The sequence below is a fragment of the Phaeobacter gallaeciensis DSM 26640 genome (assembly GCF_000511385.1).
GTDB classification, from domain to species: Bacteria; Pseudomonadota; Alphaproteobacteria; order Rhodobacterales; family Rhodobacteraceae; genus Phaeobacter; species Phaeobacter gallaeciensis.
Genome location: NC_023137.1, coordinates 337,590 through 353,101 on the forward strand (window position 1 = coordinate 337,590; position 15,512 = coordinate 353,101).

Annotated in this window: 14 protein-coding genes and 2 tRNA genes; 8 read left to right on the forward strand and 8 right to left on the reverse strand. The window is 59.9% G+C overall.

Annotated elements, in window-relative coordinates:
• Positions 1-166 precede the first annotated feature (166 nt).
• Positions 167-1,711, reverse strand: coding sequence for a putative bifunctional diguanylate cyclase/phosphodiesterase (locus tag GAL_RS01695; protein WP_024095859.1), 1,545 nt, complete (start codon positions 1,709-1,711; stop codon positions 167-169).
• Between the two features lie 66 nt (positions 1,712-1,777).
• Positions 1,778-2,665: a tRNA 2-thiocytidine(32) synthetase TtcA gene (ttcA, locus tag GAL_RS01700; protein ID WP_024095860.1), complete on the reverse strand. Its 888-nt coding sequence runs from the start codon at positions 2,663-2,665 to the stop codon at positions 1,778-1,780.
• Positions 2,666-2,829: 164 nt separating this feature from the next.
• Here ttcA and GAL_RS01705 point away from each other — a divergent pair, with 164 nt between their 5' ends.
• Entirely contained in the window at positions 2,830-3,402 is a 573-nt protein-coding gene (locus GAL_RS01705; protein ID WP_024095861.1) for a DUF3833 domain-containing protein, read from the forward strand.
• Between the two features lie 5 nt (positions 3,403-3,407).
• On the opposite strand, the gene yidD is transcribed toward GAL_RS01705, so the two are convergent.
• From yidD to rpmH, 3 genes are all read right to left on the reverse strand, one after another.
• Positions 3,408-3,680, reverse strand: coding sequence for a membrane protein insertion efficiency factor YidD (yidD, locus tag GAL_RS01710; protein WP_024095862.1), 273 nt, complete (start codon positions 3,678-3,680; stop codon positions 3,408-3,410).
• 100 nt (positions 3,681-3,780) lie between these two features.
• On the reverse strand, positions 3,781-4,233 hold the full coding sequence (gene rnpA, locus GAL_RS01715; RefSeq protein WP_024095863.1) for a ribonuclease P protein component: 453 nt from the start codon (positions 4,231-4,233) through the stop codon (positions 3,781-3,783).
• A 26-nt stretch (positions 4,234-4,259) separates the two neighbouring features.
• Entirely contained in the window at positions 4,260-4,394 is a 135-nt protein-coding gene (rpmH, locus tag GAL_RS01720; RefSeq protein ID WP_005980833.1) for a 50S ribosomal protein L34, read from the reverse strand.
• A 399-nt stretch (positions 4,395-4,793) separates the two neighbouring features.
• Between rpmH and GAL_RS01725 the strand changes: the two genes are divergently transcribed.
• The 6 genes from GAL_RS01725 (at position 4,794) to GAL_RS01750 (ending at position 10,200) form a co-directional block, all read left to right on the forward strand.
• Entirely contained in the window at positions 4,794-5,597 is an 804-nt protein-coding gene (locus GAL_RS01725; protein WP_024095864.1) for a TVP38/TMEM64 family protein, read from the forward strand.
• Between the two features lie 2 nt (positions 5,598-5,599).
• Positions 5,600-7,021, forward strand: a complete 1,422-nt coding sequence (locus tag GAL_RS01730; RefSeq protein ID WP_024095865.1) for a dihydrolipoyl dehydrogenase family protein — start codon at positions 5,600-5,602, stop codon at positions 7,019-7,021.
• A 16-nt stretch (positions 7,022-7,037) separates the two neighbouring features.
• Positions 7,038-8,426, forward strand: a complete 1,389-nt coding sequence (locus tag GAL_RS01735) for a sensor histidine kinase (protein ID WP_024095866.1) — start codon at positions 7,038-7,040, stop codon at positions 8,424-8,426.
• A 110-nt stretch (positions 8,427-8,536) separates the two neighbouring features.
• A tRNA-Arg gene (locus GAL_RS01740) sits at positions 8,537-8,613 on the forward strand.
• A gap of 281 nt (positions 8,614-8,894) precedes the next feature.
• Positions 8,895-9,803, forward strand: coding sequence for a helix-turn-helix transcriptional regulator (locus GAL_RS01745; RefSeq protein WP_024095867.1), 909 nt, complete (start codon positions 8,895-8,897; stop codon positions 9,801-9,803).
• 106 nt (positions 9,804-9,909) lie between these two features.
• Positions 9,910-10,200, forward strand: coding sequence for a putative quinol monooxygenase (locus tag GAL_RS01750; protein ID WP_024095868.1), 291 nt, complete (start codon positions 9,910-9,912; stop codon positions 10,198-10,200).
• Between the two features lie 645 nt (positions 10,201-10,845).
• On the opposite strand, the gene GAL_RS01755 is transcribed toward GAL_RS01750, so the two are convergent.
• The 3 genes from GAL_RS01755 to GAL_RS01765 all read right to left on the reverse strand — a co-directional run bounded on the left by GAL_RS01755 (position 10,846) and on the right by GAL_RS01765 (position 14,673).
• On the reverse strand, positions 10,846-13,725 hold the full coding sequence (locus GAL_RS01755; RefSeq protein ID WP_024095870.1) for a Hint domain-containing protein: 2,880 nt from the start codon (positions 13,723-13,725) through the stop codon (positions 10,846-10,848).
• Between the two features lie 370 nt (positions 13,726-14,095).
• A tRNA-Ala gene (locus GAL_RS01760) sits at positions 14,096-14,171 on the reverse strand.
• Between the two features lie 175 nt (positions 14,172-14,346).
• Complete coding sequence (locus GAL_RS01765; RefSeq protein ID WP_014875934.1) at positions 14,347-14,673, reverse strand: TIGR02300 family protein; 327 nt, start codon at positions 14,671-14,673, stop codon at positions 14,347-14,349.
• Between the two features lie 100 nt (positions 14,674-14,773).
• On the opposite strand from GAL_RS01765, the gene GAL_RS01770 reads away from it, so the two are divergent.
• A complete protein-coding gene (locus GAL_RS01770) occupies positions 14,774-15,466 on the forward strand; it encodes a M48 family metallopeptidase (RefSeq protein WP_024095871.1) in 693 nt (230 codons plus the stop codon).
• The last annotated feature ends 46 nt before the right edge of the window (positions 15,467-15,512 follow it).

Here is a 15,512-nt window from a genome sequence, read left to right on the forward strand (position 1 = left end):
GGTCCGGCGACGGGATTGGCTACCTAGGCGGGCAGCCCGCCTAGGTAGCCAATCTGCGACTGGTCATATTGGGCATGGTCTGCGGGCGCGCTGCGGGTTGTGTGCCCAGGGGCTGGGTGCCTTGCGCAATGACTGTACAGGTCGGTGGTCCTGACTCGTTGCCTTGTTAGTTTCCCTGGCGCCCGATGGTTGGCGCCTCTTGCAACTTGGCCTCATGCGCGGCGATCCAGTCGAGTGTCTGGTCAAACGGCATGGGGCGGCCAATGCCAAAACCCTGCACATGATCACAGCCCAGCTGAGACAGGAGCGCGTGTTCGCCGACGGTCTCCACCCCTTCGGCGAGGGTGGCCAAATCCAGCCGTTCGGCCATGGTCAGGATTGCGGCGATCAGTTTTTGCTGTTCGGGATCGCGGTCCGCCTTCATTACGAAAGAGCGGTCAATCTTGATCCGTGAGACGCGGAAGCGCTGAACTGCCGCGATAGAGGCATGGCCGGTGCCAAAATCATCCAGATCAATGCCGCATCCCAATTCGCCAAGGGCGGCGATATTGCGCACGATCATATCATCCGGGCGATCTGTCATCACAGTTTCCAAGATCTCAATGCTGAGCCGATCCGGTGTGAGGCCAAACCGCTCCAGTTCCCAGCTGATCCGTTCCACCAGATTGGCGTTGCGCAACTCATCCGTGGCAAAGTTCACGCCGACAGAGGGCACATTGAGGCCAGCGGCATCCCAGGCTTTCAGTGCGGTCAGCGCGTTATAGAGCATGATTTCGCTCAGTCGTTCCATCAGGCCGGCGCTTTCCAATGTCGGGAGGAAGGACATCGGCGCGATCATGCCGCGGACCGGATGGGCCCAGCGGGCCAGGGCCTCGAACCCGGAGACACGGCCGGTGTCGGTGCAGATCTGTGGCTGGAACCAGGCCTGGATCTGGCCATTCTCCAGCGCCTCAGTCACCTCATCCAGCATATCGCCGCGCGCCTTGCTGCGCTGATCCATCTCCGGAGAGAAGGCGCGAATACCAGATGGGCCGTTATTCTGGGCATCCAGCAGGGCGGTGCATGCCGCGCCCATCCAGTCGTTGCCGTTTGGTCGGGGGGTGCGGCTGTGCAGGCAGAAGCCGATTGAGCATGACACGTAGAGCGAGGCCCCATCCACAGCAATCGGCTCTTCGATGGAGGCTTGCAGGCGACCGGCCATCTGGATCGCCAGTTCGAGATCCATTTGCAAAACGGGTGTCAGGCAGATGGCAAAACGCGAGTCGCCGATGCGGGCGACGTAATCCTGTGGGCGCAGAATGGAAATAATGCGGTCGCCACATCGGTTGACCAGCTGATCGGCAGTCTCCTGTCCGTGGCGTTGGGCCAGTTCCTTGAAATCATCAAGTTCGACGATGAAAACTGCGGACCGCAGGCCGGCATCGGCTGCACTGTCATATACTTCGGAGACGATTTCATTGAAACCATCACGCATCATCATGCCGGTGAGGCTGTCGCGGGGCATGGTTGGGCGACGGAAATGGGCGAACCCGCCTGAAGCCGCAAAGATCAGAGGCAGACCGAGGGCCACCGCCAGCAATGCCGCCTCGCCGCCCAGCCAGAAGGTGGCCAGTGTCAAGGCCGGCAAAAACGCAAGCAGGGGTGGCCCGAGCAGCACCGGGGCAATCCGTTTTCTGACCTGTGTCAGCGTCTGCGACAGCGTTTTTGACATCTGTAGACCTTTCACCTACGGCATATGGCGCCTGCTGTAGACTAGGGTCGCGGTCTGACCGGCAAGTTAACGCAAATCGGGAATCTCATCTGAATCTGCTCCCAAATCGGGATTTTTCAGCATAAGCCCGGAAAAATCGAACAGTTTGGGGTCCAGCAGGTGCGATGGACGGGCATTCATCAGGGCGCGGAACATCACCTGGCGGCGTCCCGGGCTGTTTGATTCCCACTGATCGAGGATCTGTTTCACCTGCTGACGCTGTAGCCCATCCTGGCTGCCGCAGAGATCGCAGGGAATGATCGGATAATTCAGGGCCTTGGCGAATTTCTCGCAATCCACCTCGGCGACATGGGCGAGGGGGCGGAACACGAACAGATCCCCCTCCTCATTGACCAGCTTTGGCGGCATGGTTGCCAGACGGCCGCCGTGGAAGAGGTTCATAAAGAAGGTCTCAAGAATATCGTCGCGGTGATGGCCAAGAACCACGGCGGAACAGCCTTCCTCGCGGGCAATCCGATACAGGTTGCCGCGCCGCAGACGCGAGCAGAGGGCGCAAAACGTCCGACCCTGCGGGACTTTATCCATGACGATGCTATAGGTGTCCTGGTATTCGATGCGATGGGGCACGCCCATTTTTTCCAGAAACTCGGGCAGCACGGTGGCCGGAAATCCGGGTTGACCCTGATCCAGATTGCAGGCGAGCAGATCCACAGGCAAAAGCCCGCGCCACTTCAACTCATAGAGAACCGCAAGCAGGGTATAGCTGTCCTTGCCACCGGAGAGGCAGACGAGCCATTTCGGCGTGCTGCCATCCTCTCGCCGTTCCACCATACCGTATTGGTCGATCGCCTCGCGCGCGTAGCGAACGATCCGTTTGCGGAGCTTCTTGAACTCCGTCGTCGAGGGTGCGCCGGCGAACAGCGGGTGGATATCGTCCAGATCATCATCAAGCATGGGCGCGCCCTAGCCGACGATCGGCGTTTTGCCAAGAAGAAAAGGCTCCGCAGGCGTGTCGTAACGCCAGGATGAAAGGGCAGGCCGGGTGGCAAAGTCATCCAAAAGCGGGGCCGCTGCGTAGCCAAGAGCGAGAGACACAGGACAAAGATGAGGTGTGCGACATGGCATTTGTGACGGAAACACCACGCCGGTTTCGGTTTGGCCGCTGGGCGGCTCTTGGCGCGGGGGCAGCAGCTGTTGCGGCGCTGGCGTCCTGCGGGCGGCCCAGTCTGACGGATGAGAAGCTGAGTGATAAGACCTTCAATCTGGAGGAGTATTTTGAAGGTAAGACGGTTGCCTATGGCCAGTTCGCGGATCGGTTTGGCACTGTGCGGCGCCGGTTCAAGGTAGATATTACCGGTGAATGGGACGGCCGTGTACTGACGCTGGCGGAGAATTTCCGCTACGCCGATGGCACTACTGAGCAGCGGATCTGGTCGCTGACCAAGACCGGGGAGAATACCTGGGAGGGCAGCGCCGATGGGGTTCAGGGCATCGCCAAAGGCGAAGAACGCGGTGACACCTTCAACTGGGGCTACACAATTGATCTGCCGGTGCCCGGGGGCGACACCATGCGGGTGACATTCGATGACTGGATGTGGCTTCTGGAGGACGGCAGGTTGCTGAACAAAGCATATATGAGTCGCTATGGTGTCACGCTGGGCGAAGTCACGCTTTTCTTTGAGAAGCTCTGAGCGGGTTACCTGCGGCCAGCAGCCGGGTCCTGTTTGGCCCGGTCATGGTCGGGATCACAGCCGGGCACCGGATCGTAGCCATCCCCGCCAAGGGGGTGGCAGCGCCCGATTCTGCGCGCGGTGAGCCAAGTGCCTTTGATTGCGCCGTGTTTCTCCAGCGCCTCTAGCGCATAGGCTGAGCAGGTGGGCTGATATCGGCAGTTAAAGCCGACCCAGGGGCTGAATAGCAGCCGGTAGGCGCGCACAGGCAGAGCGAAGAGATGGGCGAGCAGGGTCATGGCGCATAGATAGGCGCGATGGCGTCCCATAGCAATCTGTGAGGGTGTCGCGGCAGCGCGGGGAAGGCGCACCGGTAGGCGCGGGCATTGACTGTTGTGCTTACTTGCCGTGAATTTTCTTCAACGCGTAGATCAGATCGTTTTTCAGATCTTCAAACGGGCGATCAGCAGTTCCACCGGCACGGCCAATCAGCACATAATCCCAACCGCTGCGACCGTGGATTGGCAGAATCATCCGCGCCACCTCGCGCAAGCGGCGTTTGGCACGGTTGCGGGCCACCGCATTGCCCACCTTTTTAGAGCAGGTAAACCCCATGCGAATGCCAACGCCGACGGGTTCATCGCTCCGGCGTTTGCGGCCCTGAACCATCATTCCCTTGGTGCCCTGACGCCGTGCCCGCGCCGCCGCGAGAAAATCGCGACGCTTGGCGATCACAACGGGTTGCGGCTGGGGGAGGCTGCGTGCAGGTGTTTCAGACGCAGAAACGGACACCGCCGGAGACCTGGTCCCGTGGGCAGCTGAGCCATCCTTGGGGGTCTCCGGCGGTGTCATGTCTGTTTGAACAGAACTGGGCGCGATTACGCGCTCAGCGACTTACGACCGCGTGCGCGGCGTGCGTTCAGGATCTTGCGGCCTGCCTTGGTGGCCATGCGCGCACGGAAGCCGTGGCGGCGTTTGCGAACCAGGTTCGAAGGCTGATAGGTGCGTTTCATCGCTCCGGTCTCCAACTGTTTACATCGGGACGGCGCGGAATCGGCCACCCGGGGGTCAATCTCGAAGCCCGGTCTCTAGAAGGGAATGACCTGCGAGTCAAACCCCAACGCGGTTGTTTTCTGCGCGAAATGCAACATTTCCATGAAAACCGGACGCTGGAGGCTCTTTAGCAGAAGAGAATTGTAACAGACAGGGGGCAGATTGGTGTTTGGCTCACTTTTTCACAGGGGCTGATCAAGCGGACGTGAAGAGGTGGCGCATGGTCTCGTGCAGGGCCTATTTACCGGATAGCCAGAGACAAAGCCCATAGGGCCTATGTTGACCAAGCCGAACAACCGCAGCTGCGGGACAATGTATGACCGGTCAGCCATGGCCCCAGACAGCAGGATTTACGTAAGATGCCAAATCAGTCCGACCAGCCAGATATCGGAGAAAACGCTCCGGCCCAGACCGCCGCAGACGAATCGGCCAGCAGGGGCGAGAAAAAACCAGCGCTGACCCGGTTCCTGCCGCTGGTGCTGGTGCTGGTGGTTGCGGTGGTCGGCGCGATGACCTTGGGCGATTATCTGACGTTTGAAACGCTGCGCGACAACCGAGTAACGCTGATGGCGTTTCGCGATGACAACTACCTTGGCCTCGTTGGTCTGTTCGTGCTGGCCTATGTGGTGATTGTCGTCTTCTCGCTGCCCGGTGCGGCGGTGGCCTCGGTCACTGGGGGATTCCTGTTCGGGCTGGTGGCGGGCACGGTGTTCAATGTGCTGGCGGCTACGGTTGGTGCTGTTGGTATCTTTCTGGCGGCGCGCTGGGGGCTTGGTGCGATGCTGACCCACCGGTTGGAGGCAGCCGAGGGGCGCGTGCGGATCCTCAAACGGGCGTTGCGGGAAAATGAGATCGAGGTGCTGTTGCTGTTGCGGCTGGTGCCTGCGGTGCCGTTCTTTGTCGCCAATCTGCTGCCTGCGCTGGTCGGGGTGAAGCTGGTCAATTTCTTGTGGACGACGGCCGTCGGTATCATTCCGGGCGCAGTGGTCTTCACCTGGATTGGTGTCGGCCTTGGTGCAGTGTTTGACCGGGGCGAGACGCCGGATCTGTCGATCCTGTGGGAGCCGTTTGTCATTGGGCCGATCCTTGGCCTGTGTGTGTTGGCGGCGCTGCCCATCCTGCTTAAGAAACGCCGCCCACCAGCCGCCGGAAAGGAACAGTGAACATGCATGAGATAACTTGCGATCTGCTGGTGATCGGGGCCGGATCGGGCGGGTTGTCCGTCGCGGCAGGGGCGAGTCAGATGGGCGCCGACGTGGTGCTGCTGGAAGGTCATAAAATGGGCGGGGATTGCCTGAACTATGGCTGCGTGCCCTCTAAGGCGCTGCTTGCCGCTGCCAAGGTTGCTTATGGTCAGGCCCATGCCAATGCCTATGGTGTCGCGGATCAGGTGCCGGCGGTGGATTACGCTGCGGCGAAGGATCATGTGCAGGACGTGATCGCCACCATCGCGCCGGTGGACAGTCAGGAGCGGTTTGAAGGCTTTGGCGTGCGCGTCCTTCGCGACTACGGTCGGTTTGTCGATGATCGCGTGGTCGAGGCGGGGGAACATCGGATCACAGCCCGCCGGATTGTGATCGCCACGGGGTCCTCTCCGCTTGTGCCGCCCATCGATGGGCTGGGGGATGTGCCCTTTTATACCAATGAGACGCTGTTTGAGCTGCGCGAGCGGCCAGAGCATCTGCTGATCATCGGCGGTGGTCCCATCGGTATGGAAATGGCGCAGGCCCATATCCGGCTGGGCAGCAAGGTGACCGTGATTGAGGGCGACCGGGCGCTGGGCAAGGACGACCCGGAGCTGGCGGCCATTGTACTGGACCAGTTACGCGGCGAAGGTGTGGAGATCGCCGAGGGGGCGCAGGCCGAAACGATCACCTCTACGGAGGCAGGGGGCATTCGTGTGCGCACCAAGGATGGGCGTCAGTTCGACGGCAGCCATCTTTTGATGGCGGTTGGGCGGAAGGCCAACATAGATAAATTGAATCTGGAAGCAGCCGGGGTAGAGACGAACCGGGCAGGGGTGGTGGTGGACGACAGCCTGCGCAGCAGCAACCGCCGGGTCTATGCCATTGGTGATGTGGCGGGCGGGATGCAGTTCACCCATGTGGCGGGGTATCACGCCGGGATCATCATCCGCTCAATCCTGTTTGGCCTGCCGTCCAAGGCCAAAACCCATCATATCCCCTGGGCGACCTATACCGCGCCAGAACTGGCGCAAGTTGGTCTCACGGAGGCGCAGGCGCGTGCGCGACACGGCGACCGGCTGGAGGTGGCCCGGTTTGACTATCACCACAACGACCGCGCCCTGGCTGAGCGCAAAAGCAAGGGGCTGATCAAGGTGATGGTGGTCAAGGGCCGCCCGGTTGGCGCCTCCGTCGTGGGGCATCAGGCGGGGGAGCTGGTGGCGCTTTGGTCCATGGCCATCGCCAATAATCTGAAGATGAGCCAGGTCGCGGGCATGGTGGCGCCCTATCCCACCATATCGGAGGTGAATAAACGCGTCGCAGGGGCCTATTTCTCGCCACGGCTTTTTGATAGTCCAATGGTGAAACGAGTGGTGCAATTTGTGCAGCGCTGGCTCCCGTAACGCCGGAAGGGGCTGAATGCTCAACACGCTTTCAGGCAGATTCCTGATCCTGACCACGGTCTTCGTGATGTTGGCCGAGATCCTGATCTTTGTGCCCTCCATCTCTCGGTTTCGGCTCGACTATCTGGCAGACAGGCTGGAACGGGCGCAGATTGCCTCGCTGGCGCTGCTGGCCGATGACATGCTGGAGACCGAATTGGAGGCGGAGCTGTTGGAAAACGCAGGCGTCTTCAACGTGGTGCTGCGACGGGATGAGGTGCGCCAGCTGGTGCTGTCTTCACCGATTCCGGCCCCGATTTCGGGCACCTATGATTTGCGGATGAGCAGCCCGTTTGCGCTGATTGGCCATGCGATGCAGCGGCTGGTGACGCCGGAAAATCAGATCATCCGGGTGATTGGCGCGCCGGTGCGCGATGCCGGGTTGCTGATTGAGATTACGATTGAGACAGACGGTCTGCGTGATGCGATGATCGACTATGGCGTGCGCATTCTGCTGTTGTCTGCGGTGATCTCCATCTTTACCGCAGTGTTGCTGTTTGCAGCAGTGCGCCGGTTTATGGTGAAACCGATCAAGGGCGTCATCGGCTATATGCAACGTTACGCCGCTGCGCCAGAGGACGCCCGCGGCATTATCCATCCCACCGCCGGGGTCCGCGAATTGCGCGAGGCGGAAGAGGCGCTGATGCAGTTGCAGACCGAGCTGACGCAGGCGTTAAAGCAGCGCGAGCGGCTGGCACAGCTGGGCGGTGCGGTGGCAAAGGTGAGCCATGATCTGCGCAATATCCTGACCTCGGCGCAGCTGTTCACCGATCGTATCGAGATGAGTGAAGACCCGTTGGTGCGCCGCCTTGCGCCTAAGCTGGTGAATTCAATCACCCGCGCGGTGTCGCTTTGCGAGGGAACGCTGGCGTTTGGCCGGGCTGAGGAACCGGCGCCGACCTTTGGCCGCGTCGCCCTGCATGGGCAGATAGAGGACATTCTGGAAAGCGAGAGTCTGGCGGGGGGCACTGAGGGGCGGGTCCGTTTCCTGAATGAGGTACCTGTGGATCTGATGCTGCGGGCCGATCCCGAACAGCTGTTTCGGATCGTGATGAATCTTGTGCGCAACGCGCGTCAGGCGATCGAGGCCACAGGGCAGGAGGGGCAGATCACCCTCTCTGCCCGCGAAGATGCCGAAAGCTGGTGGATTTCGGTTGCGGATACCGGTCCCGGTCTGCCGCCAAAGGCGCGGGAAAACCTCTTTACCCCGTTTCAGGGCGGTATTCGCAAGGGTGGCACCGGTCTGGGCCTTGCCATCGCTGATGAACTGGCGCGCGGTCATGGCGGCATGGTGGTTTTGCGTGAAACCGGTCCGGAGGGCACAGTGTTTGACATCTGTCTACCCAAAGGCGACGGGACGCTCTGAGGGTTTGCCCTCGGTAACCGACGTTGGATGCGCAAAATCACGAAAACCTGCGGCAAGCTGACATTTTAGGCTTGCACCCCCGCGCTGCTGCGCATAAACCCCGCCGCAGTGGACCGATAGCTCAGCTGGATAGAGTACTTGACTACGAATCAAGGGGTCGGGGGTTCGAATCCTCCTCGGTCCGCCACTTCCTCCCTTGTTCGTGATGTATAGGTTAGCTGTTCGCGGCAGGACCTATCCGCTCTTGAGATACAAGCATTCGTGGGATGGTTCCTGTTGTGATCGGTCTGAAGGTCCGTGCGGATAATCATGGCTGATTTCAGGGCCAGACACCGAAGGCGCCTGTTTTGGAAACCTTGCGACGGTGTATTGACGGATCAGATATTTGCGCTGTTTTGCCGCTCCGGGACCAATTGAGGGGCCGTCCAGGTCCTTGTAAGTTTTGAAGAACTTTGGAGGATACGTGTGATGGTCCGTGGACACGGGGTTAAGACCTGCGCCGCCTTAGAGGATAAGGTTCTGTTGCTTCCCGATGGGCTTCACAGTTTTGCAGGGGCAGAGGCGATCATGACCAGTGGCCGGGCGGGGATCTTTCATAAGCTGCTGCATCAAGATGCTTTTGGAACTGAGTTTTTCTCCAATGTGCCGTGTCTTGCATATGTGCTGAGGGGGCGCGAAACCTTTTTCGACGCGGATGGAGAAGAGACCGTTGTTGCATCGGGCGACACGCTACTGGTGCCACGGCATCATCACATGGTGTCTGAGTTCTCAAGTGAAACGGGGCCGCTTGAGGCGGTCTTATTCTTTTTCAACGATGCGGTGATCACCGACTTTCTCGCAGCTACCTCGCATGGCGTGACAGCTGCACCGCGCAGCAAGACGGCCCTGTTTGCAGGGTCGCCGTCGCTGCGCGAATATGTCGGTGCGCTGCCTCGGGTCTACAGTGGCCTGCAGGCCTCCCCGGCACTTGTGAAGTCGAAACTGTTCGAGCTGCTGTTACTTCTGGATCTGCACGATCGTGAGGGACAGTTGTGGCGATTTCTGGCTCACGAGAACTCCGAGCGCGGCCGCCGCAATATCAAGCAGGTTATGCGAGCGCATGCGCTCGCGGATTTGTCGGTTGCGGATTATGCGAGGCTTTCTGGACGGTCGGTGTCGACCTTTCAGCGTGACTTCAAGCGTGCCTTTGGGGAGGTTCCAAGCGTCTGGCTGCGCCGTGCGCGGCTCGACCACGCCCGAGACATGGTGATCGACGGGAAAGAGCCGATTGCAGATATCGCGCTTGCTGCTGGGTTCTCCGACACCTCACACTTCATCAAAGCCTATAAGTTCCAGTTTGATCATACGCCGAAGCAGCATCGCTTGCATCTGGCCTGATGTTGCGTGTGTAGCTGACCAATAAACCCGATTTTCGCAGTTGGTTTTCTATCTCTACATGTGGGCTGCAGTGACACTGTGCCTGTCAGAAAGAGGGAGACTATCCATGACGATTTGGGTCACGCTTGAAATGCGTGTAAAGGACGGGGCGTTTAACGCATTGTCGGCGTTTCTGGAAGAGAACCTGCCGAACGTGCGCGGCTTCGACGGGGCGTTGAGTGTCACGCTTTACTATGATGCGCAAACACGGGCGTTTCTTCTCCACGAAGAGTGGCTGAGCCGTGAGCACCATCAGACGTATCTCGCCTTCATTGACGAGCATGGAGTTATGGCGGCTCTTCTCGGCTTCATGGAAGGGCCGCCCAAGGTCACCTACTACGACCGGTTGGTACTATGATGGCGGCGCGACTTCACCTGTCCCGGCGTAGCGTGGTTGCCGCAATCCCCGTTTTTCTGCTGGCATGGCGCGAAGCGGTTGGGGCTGCGCCTGACGCGCTTCGACCTGGATCTCAGCCCGTTTTGCGAGTCGAAACTGGAATGTCGGAGGTTGCGGCTGCTTCGCTGGCGACCGCTTTGCGGCGCGCGCCGGGATGTCTACGTGTTGATGTTTTCCGGAGTGACAGGCAGGATATATCTATGTTCCAACGCTGGCGCACCCAGTCCGAAGGTGACGCATTTTGGTCGGACCAGGCCAAGGTGCAGGGTGCGCTTTCCCTGCGCAGGCTGGAGATCTAGTCCGATAGCTTGCCAGGTCGCGCTGTACTGGAGCTATCAGGAGCGCTCAAAGGCGATAGCGTGAGGTGGATGTGGACTGGCGCATTCTGGAACAGTCACGAAGGGCCGTTGATCGTCCGTGCTCTGACCAGAGTGGTGTCTCAATAAGTGCGCGAAGTACAAGCCTCTGGCGATGTCAATGCCTTAGCGCGATGTATGGGCGGCGGTCTGAATTTGCCAGGGCTATGATGCGGCTTGACGCGTATGCCCTGCCGCTGGTGAGAAGGATGCTCACAAGCGGCAGGGGGATTGCGCGACAAATGGGGTGCTACGCGGCACGTCGATCGGTAATGTCGCGGCGTCTAAGGGATCGGCGGGCGAGATCGCCGTAGGTCTTGCGGACCTGACTGCGGCCAGATTCGCCTGACAGCCCATGCACTGTTGCCAGCTCCGGGAATAGTGTCAGCAGCTCGCGCAGGTCATCTACCGACAGGCCGCGGATCGCCTCCGGGCCGGGCCAGAAGGTTTCCGTCGTGATGCCTTCTGCAAAAATGACCTCGTGCTGCTCCGTCATCAGGTGGACATAGGTGACCGGAGTCTGATGTGTTACCTGTTCTGCAAAGTCCGCGTCCATCTCGGCAAGGAGTTTTGCGGACACAAAGCTTTCATCACGCGGCTGTTCCGGCATCAGGCAGCGGTCGTTGACGATCAGGCGGTGTTGCGGGGACAGCAGCATCGGTCGGTCCGGTGACAGCACCCCGCCCGGGCGCAGGCAATAGGGGCGCAACTGTGGACGCCGCATGAGTTCGGCCGCGCTAAGGTGGCGCTTGCCAACCCAGATCACCGGCTGAAATCCATTGTCTGCGGTTTGCAGCAGATCCCCGACACGGATCTGACCGGCAGGAATGGCGCCCCGGCGTGTGGCGAGCCGTACGTCAGGCGTAAAGCAGGGAATGCCTGCGGCGTAGAGCTGGTTGTGGCTGCTCATCTGCGCGGGCGTGACACCCTGAAGCACCAATTGCTCCCCGCCGGGGAAGGTCAGGAGCGCATTGCCGAACCCGTCGTCGGCGACGGCGACGTCGCTGGTGCGCACTGCGCCATCAGTCCCGCTGCCGCCGGCCAAGTCAGAGACATCCAGCTGGTCATTGTAAAACCCGTTGCCATCGTCATCGTTCAGATCGAAGTCACTGACGGTATCGACACCGCCGCCCTCCGTCAGAAGCAGTTCATCATCGCCGGCCCCGCCGGTGATGGAATCGTCGCCTTCGCCGAATGTGATCGTATCGTCGCCAGCACCGGCATCGATATCCACCCCAGCGTTGTCGGCGGAGGCATCAACCACATCCGCCTGATCGGTCAGGGTCAGCTGTTCAATCTCGCTGAAGGAGATCGTGTCGGTGCCATCGGTGATCTGACCGGCCTCATAGCCGGAATAGGTGACGTTGACACTGTTGGTGACATTCGACAGGTCGATGTGGTCGGAATCGTTTCCGGCTTCACCGCCCGAAATGGTGTCATTGCCAAAACCATCCGACATCCGGAAGGTGTCAGCATCGGCTTCGCCATACATCTTGTCATCACCGGCGCCGCCGACCAGAAGGTCGTCGTCATTGCCACCGTACATGGTGTCGGCGCCATCGCCGCCTTCCAGCGTGTCATTGCCATCGGTTGCGACAATGCTGTCGTCGCCGGTACCGCCGACCAGGCTGTCGTCACCGGCTGAGTTGCGCAGCGTGTCATTGCCGGCCCCACCAATCAGCGTGTCATTGCCAAGCCCAGTGGTCAGGCTGTCGTCGCCGTCGCCGCCGTCGATGTAGTCGTCACCATCGCCGCCCGCGATGGTATCGGCGCCGAGGCCACCCATCAGCGTATCGTTCCCGACACCGCCATCCATCACGTCGTCGCCGGTGCCACCATCTAAGCTGTCGTTACCGGACTCGCCATACATGAGGTCATTGTCGGCGCCTCCAAGCAGCAGGTCGTCGTCATTGCCGCCGTACATAGTGTCATTACCATCGCCGCCTTCCAGCGTGTCAAAGCCATCAGTTGCCACGATGCTGTCGTCACCGACACCGCCAACCAGGCTGTCATCACCGGCGGAGTTGTTCAGCGTGTCATTCCCCTCACCGCCAAGGAGGGTATCATTGCCGATGCCGGTGGACAGTTTGTCGTCGCCTTCACCGCCCTCAATATAGTCGTCTCCGTCGCCGCCAGAGAGCGTGTCGCCACCGGCACCTCCAAGCAAGGTGTCGGCACCTGTGCCCCCCTCCATGACATCGTCGCCTTCACCGCCGTCCAGCAGGTCATCCCCTTCCTCGCCAAGCAGCGAATCGTCGCCCCCCTGGCCATGGAGAACGTCATCGCCAACACCGGCCATGATCGTATCGGCCCCTTGCTCGATAATGGTGGTAACCGGATCATCCAGAACGTCACCGGACAGGGTAAACCCGGCCAAGCCTGCACGGGTTTGAAGGGTGAATTCAATTGAGGAGCGGTCCTCAAACGAGGCGGAGAACCAGGAATCCTGATCAGTGTAGTCGTTCAGTTCTGATCCGGTGGCTTTGACGACATCCCCGTTGACGTTGGTGGTTAGCGACGAATCCGATGACACGCCAAAAGAGGTAAAGCTGCTGCCGTCAATAATGACTGCTTCTGCGTCGCCGTAATAACTGTTGTCGTCGATGTCATTGAAGGTCGCGGTGGAGTTGAGGTAGACAGTCTCTCCGGTATCAGGATCAAAGAACTCCAGCCGAAATTTGGCCTGATCGCCGGGCCGATCCCCATCCAGCAGGATTTCTGCACCATTCGTATAGCCAAATTCCACCGACATATTGGCGTTGGATTTTTCGACCAGAATCAATTTTCCGGAAATGCTGGTGCCGTCCTCAAGGGTGGCAACGTTGCTGAATACCGCATAGTTGCCTGCGGAGCCTGTGCCACCATCGTGGGACACGCTATGCATATTGTTGATATCCAGGGTCAGCGGAGAGGCCTGCATTCCCTGATCAAACCCGTCCCCCATGTCGCCATAGATGATATCGTCGCCTTCACCGCCGTCGATAAGATCGCTTCCCTCCTCACCTGCGACAGTGTCGTCCCCCTCGCCGGCATCCATAGTGTCATCACCAGTTGTGCCGCCAAGTTTGTCCTCGCCCCTGCCACCTGTAAGCGTTGTGAGGAGATTTTCGAGCCAATTTGAAAGGGCCATGCCGGGTATCAATCCTTAACCGATTTAGACAACTGTCGTGTTGACCAATAAGCACGCGCTGCATGGTCGATGGTGGGGACACACATCAAACGAAGCTTAGATGTTTGGCGATAATAAAGCGTAAATCGGCAAGGCTGCCCGTTGTGCAGCGTTGCAGCAGGCGTCGTGCGATGGGATGGGACGTCCGTTGCATGCTCTCTGGGACGAGAGGAATAGGCGGTGAGCCGTTTGGTCAGATTCCGCCGTATGGGCGCAACCGGAACTGCAGCCTGACGGCTCATCAAAAGGCCGCCTATATCACAAGACTCTTTCAGAAATACTGAACATCTTTGGGAGATACTATTGATATGCTGGAAATTCAGGAGGTGTTTGGTGGAGCCTAGCGGGATCGAACCGCTGACCTCCTGCATGCCATGCAGGCGCTCTCCCAGCTGAGCTAAGGCCCCAAACCGCCGCGTTTCGTTTCCGTCTCGCGGTGTGTGTCGGTGATTTAAGGGAGGCTGGCGCGTGCCGCAAGCGGAAAATGCACCATCATCCGAGATTTTTTCAACACCGATTTTCCGGCGGTTACTTGCGGTATCCGGGGGAGGCGGCAGCACCTCCCCCAAGGGTCTTGTGACCTTAGGACTCGTCGTCTTCGGAAGCGACGTCGGCGATCTCGTCGAGCGAGACGTTGTCCTCGTCATCATCGTCGTCCAGGACGTCGTCGCCCAGATCCAGATCGACATCATCTGCATCATCAAGCACCGCGTCATCACCGTCGGTGTTTTCTTTTGCCTTGCGGCTGGCCGCATCTTCGGCGTCGGCCTCGATCATGCGGCTTTTGCCGTTGTTCAGTTCGACAACCTCACCGGTGTAGGGGCTGACGATCGGGTTCTTGTTCAGGTCGTAAAAACGTTTGCCGGTTGTCGGGCAGACGCGCTTTACACCCCATTCTTCATTGGGCATGTGGATCCCCTTGATTTTCTGCTGAGTCGGTTCGACGATTCAGGTGCCTTGCCATATGCGCCGGGTGCTGTCAAAGCCTTTGCCAAAAGGGGAGGCCGTCATGGCTGATCATCACCTGCCTGGAGACCCGCCGGTTCCGCTGACGCTGCGCCGCTCTGCGCGGGCGCGGCGGATCAGTCTGCGCATCTCGGGGCTGGATGGTCGGGTGACGCTGACGCTGCCGTCACGGGTCCCGGATCGCGAAGCGCTGGATTTCGCGCGGGAAAAGGAAAGCTGGATTCGCGACCATCTGGCCAAGCATCCTGAGTGCATTGATGTGGATTACGGCAGCGTGCTGCCGATCGATGGTCGACCACGGCAGGTGATGGCCGGGCGCGGGCGCAGGGTGCTGTTGGAACCGGATCAGGTGACGGTGCCGGGGGGCGCCAGCGGGGCGAAGCCCGGGCGCCGGATTCAACGCTATCTACAGGAGCTTGCGCGTGACAGGCTGGCGGCGGCCTCTGATCACTACGCTGCCGCGCTGGGGTGCCCCTACAGCCGTATCAGTCTGCGCGACACGCGCTCACGCTGGGGGTCCTGTTCCTCTGAAGGGGCGCTAATGTACTCATGGCGGTTGATTCTGGCCCCGCCTGACGTGCTGCGCTATGTTGCCGCGCATGAGGTGGCCCACTTGGCGGAGATGAATCATTCGCCAGCATTCTGGGCCACTGTCCGGCAATTATACGGCAGCTATGACGGCGCGCGAGAGTGGCTGCGTCGCGAGGGGAATCAGCTGCATCGTTACCGTTTCTAAAGCATCGGTGCAGAGGGCCTGTGTTTGGCGCAGAGTGCTGGTTGAC

Excerpts from the sequence above, each read along its gene's own strand:
- GAL_RS01745 (WP_024095867.1), top strand. The coding sequence starts at position 8,895 with ATGGTCCGTGGACACGGGGTTAAGACCTGCGCCGCCTTAGAGGATAAG.
- GAL_RS01705 (WP_024095861.1), top strand. The coding sequence starts at position 2,830 with ATGGCATTTGTGACGGAAACACCACGCCGGTTTCGGTTTGGCCGCTGG.
- GAL_RS01730 (WP_024095865.1), top strand. The coding sequence starts at position 5,600 with ATGCATGAGATAACTTGCGATCTGCTGGTGATCGGGGCCGGATCGGGC.
- GAL_RS01750 (WP_024095868.1), top strand. The coding sequence starts at position 9,910 with ATGACGATTTGGGTCACGCTTGAAATGCGTGTAAAGGACGGGGCGTTT.
- GAL_RS01695 (WP_024095859.1), bottom strand. The coding sequence starts at position 1,711 with ATGTCAAAAACGCTGTCGCAGACGCTGACACAGGTCAGAAAACGGATT.
- GAL_RS01735 (WP_024095866.1), top strand. The coding sequence starts at position 7,038 with ATGCTCAACACGCTTTCAGGCAGATTCCTGATCCTGACCACGGTCTTC.
- ttcA (WP_024095860.1), bottom strand. The coding sequence starts at position 2,665 with ATGCTTGATGATGATCTGGACGATATCCACCCGCTGTTCGCCGGCGCA.
- GAL_RS01765 (WP_014875934.1), bottom strand. The coding sequence starts at position 14,673 with ATGCCCAATGAAGAATGGGGTGTAAAGCGCGTCTGCCCGACAACCGGC.
- GAL_RS01725 (WP_024095864.1), top strand. The coding sequence starts at position 4,794 with ATGCCAAATCAGTCCGACCAGCCAGATATCGGAGAAAACGCTCCGGCC.
- rpmH (WP_005980833.1), bottom strand. The coding sequence starts at position 4,394 with ATGAAACGCACCTATCAGCCTTCGAACCTGGTTCGCAAACGCCGCCAC.
- yidD (WP_024095862.1), bottom strand. The coding sequence starts at position 3,680 with ATGACCCTGCTCGCCCATCTCTTCGCTCTGCCTGTGCGCGCCTACCGG.
- GAL_RS01755 (WP_024095870.1), bottom strand. The coding sequence starts at position 13,725 with ATGGCCCTTTCAAATTGGCTCGAAAATCTCCTCACAACGCTTACAGGT.
- rnpA (WP_024095863.1), bottom strand. The coding sequence starts at position 4,233 with ATGACACCGCCGGAGACCCCCAAGGATGGCTCAGCTGCCCACGGGACC.
- GAL_RS01770 (WP_024095871.1), top strand. The coding sequence starts at position 14,774 with ATGGCTGATCATCACCTGCCTGGAGACCCGCCGGTTCCGCTGACGCTG.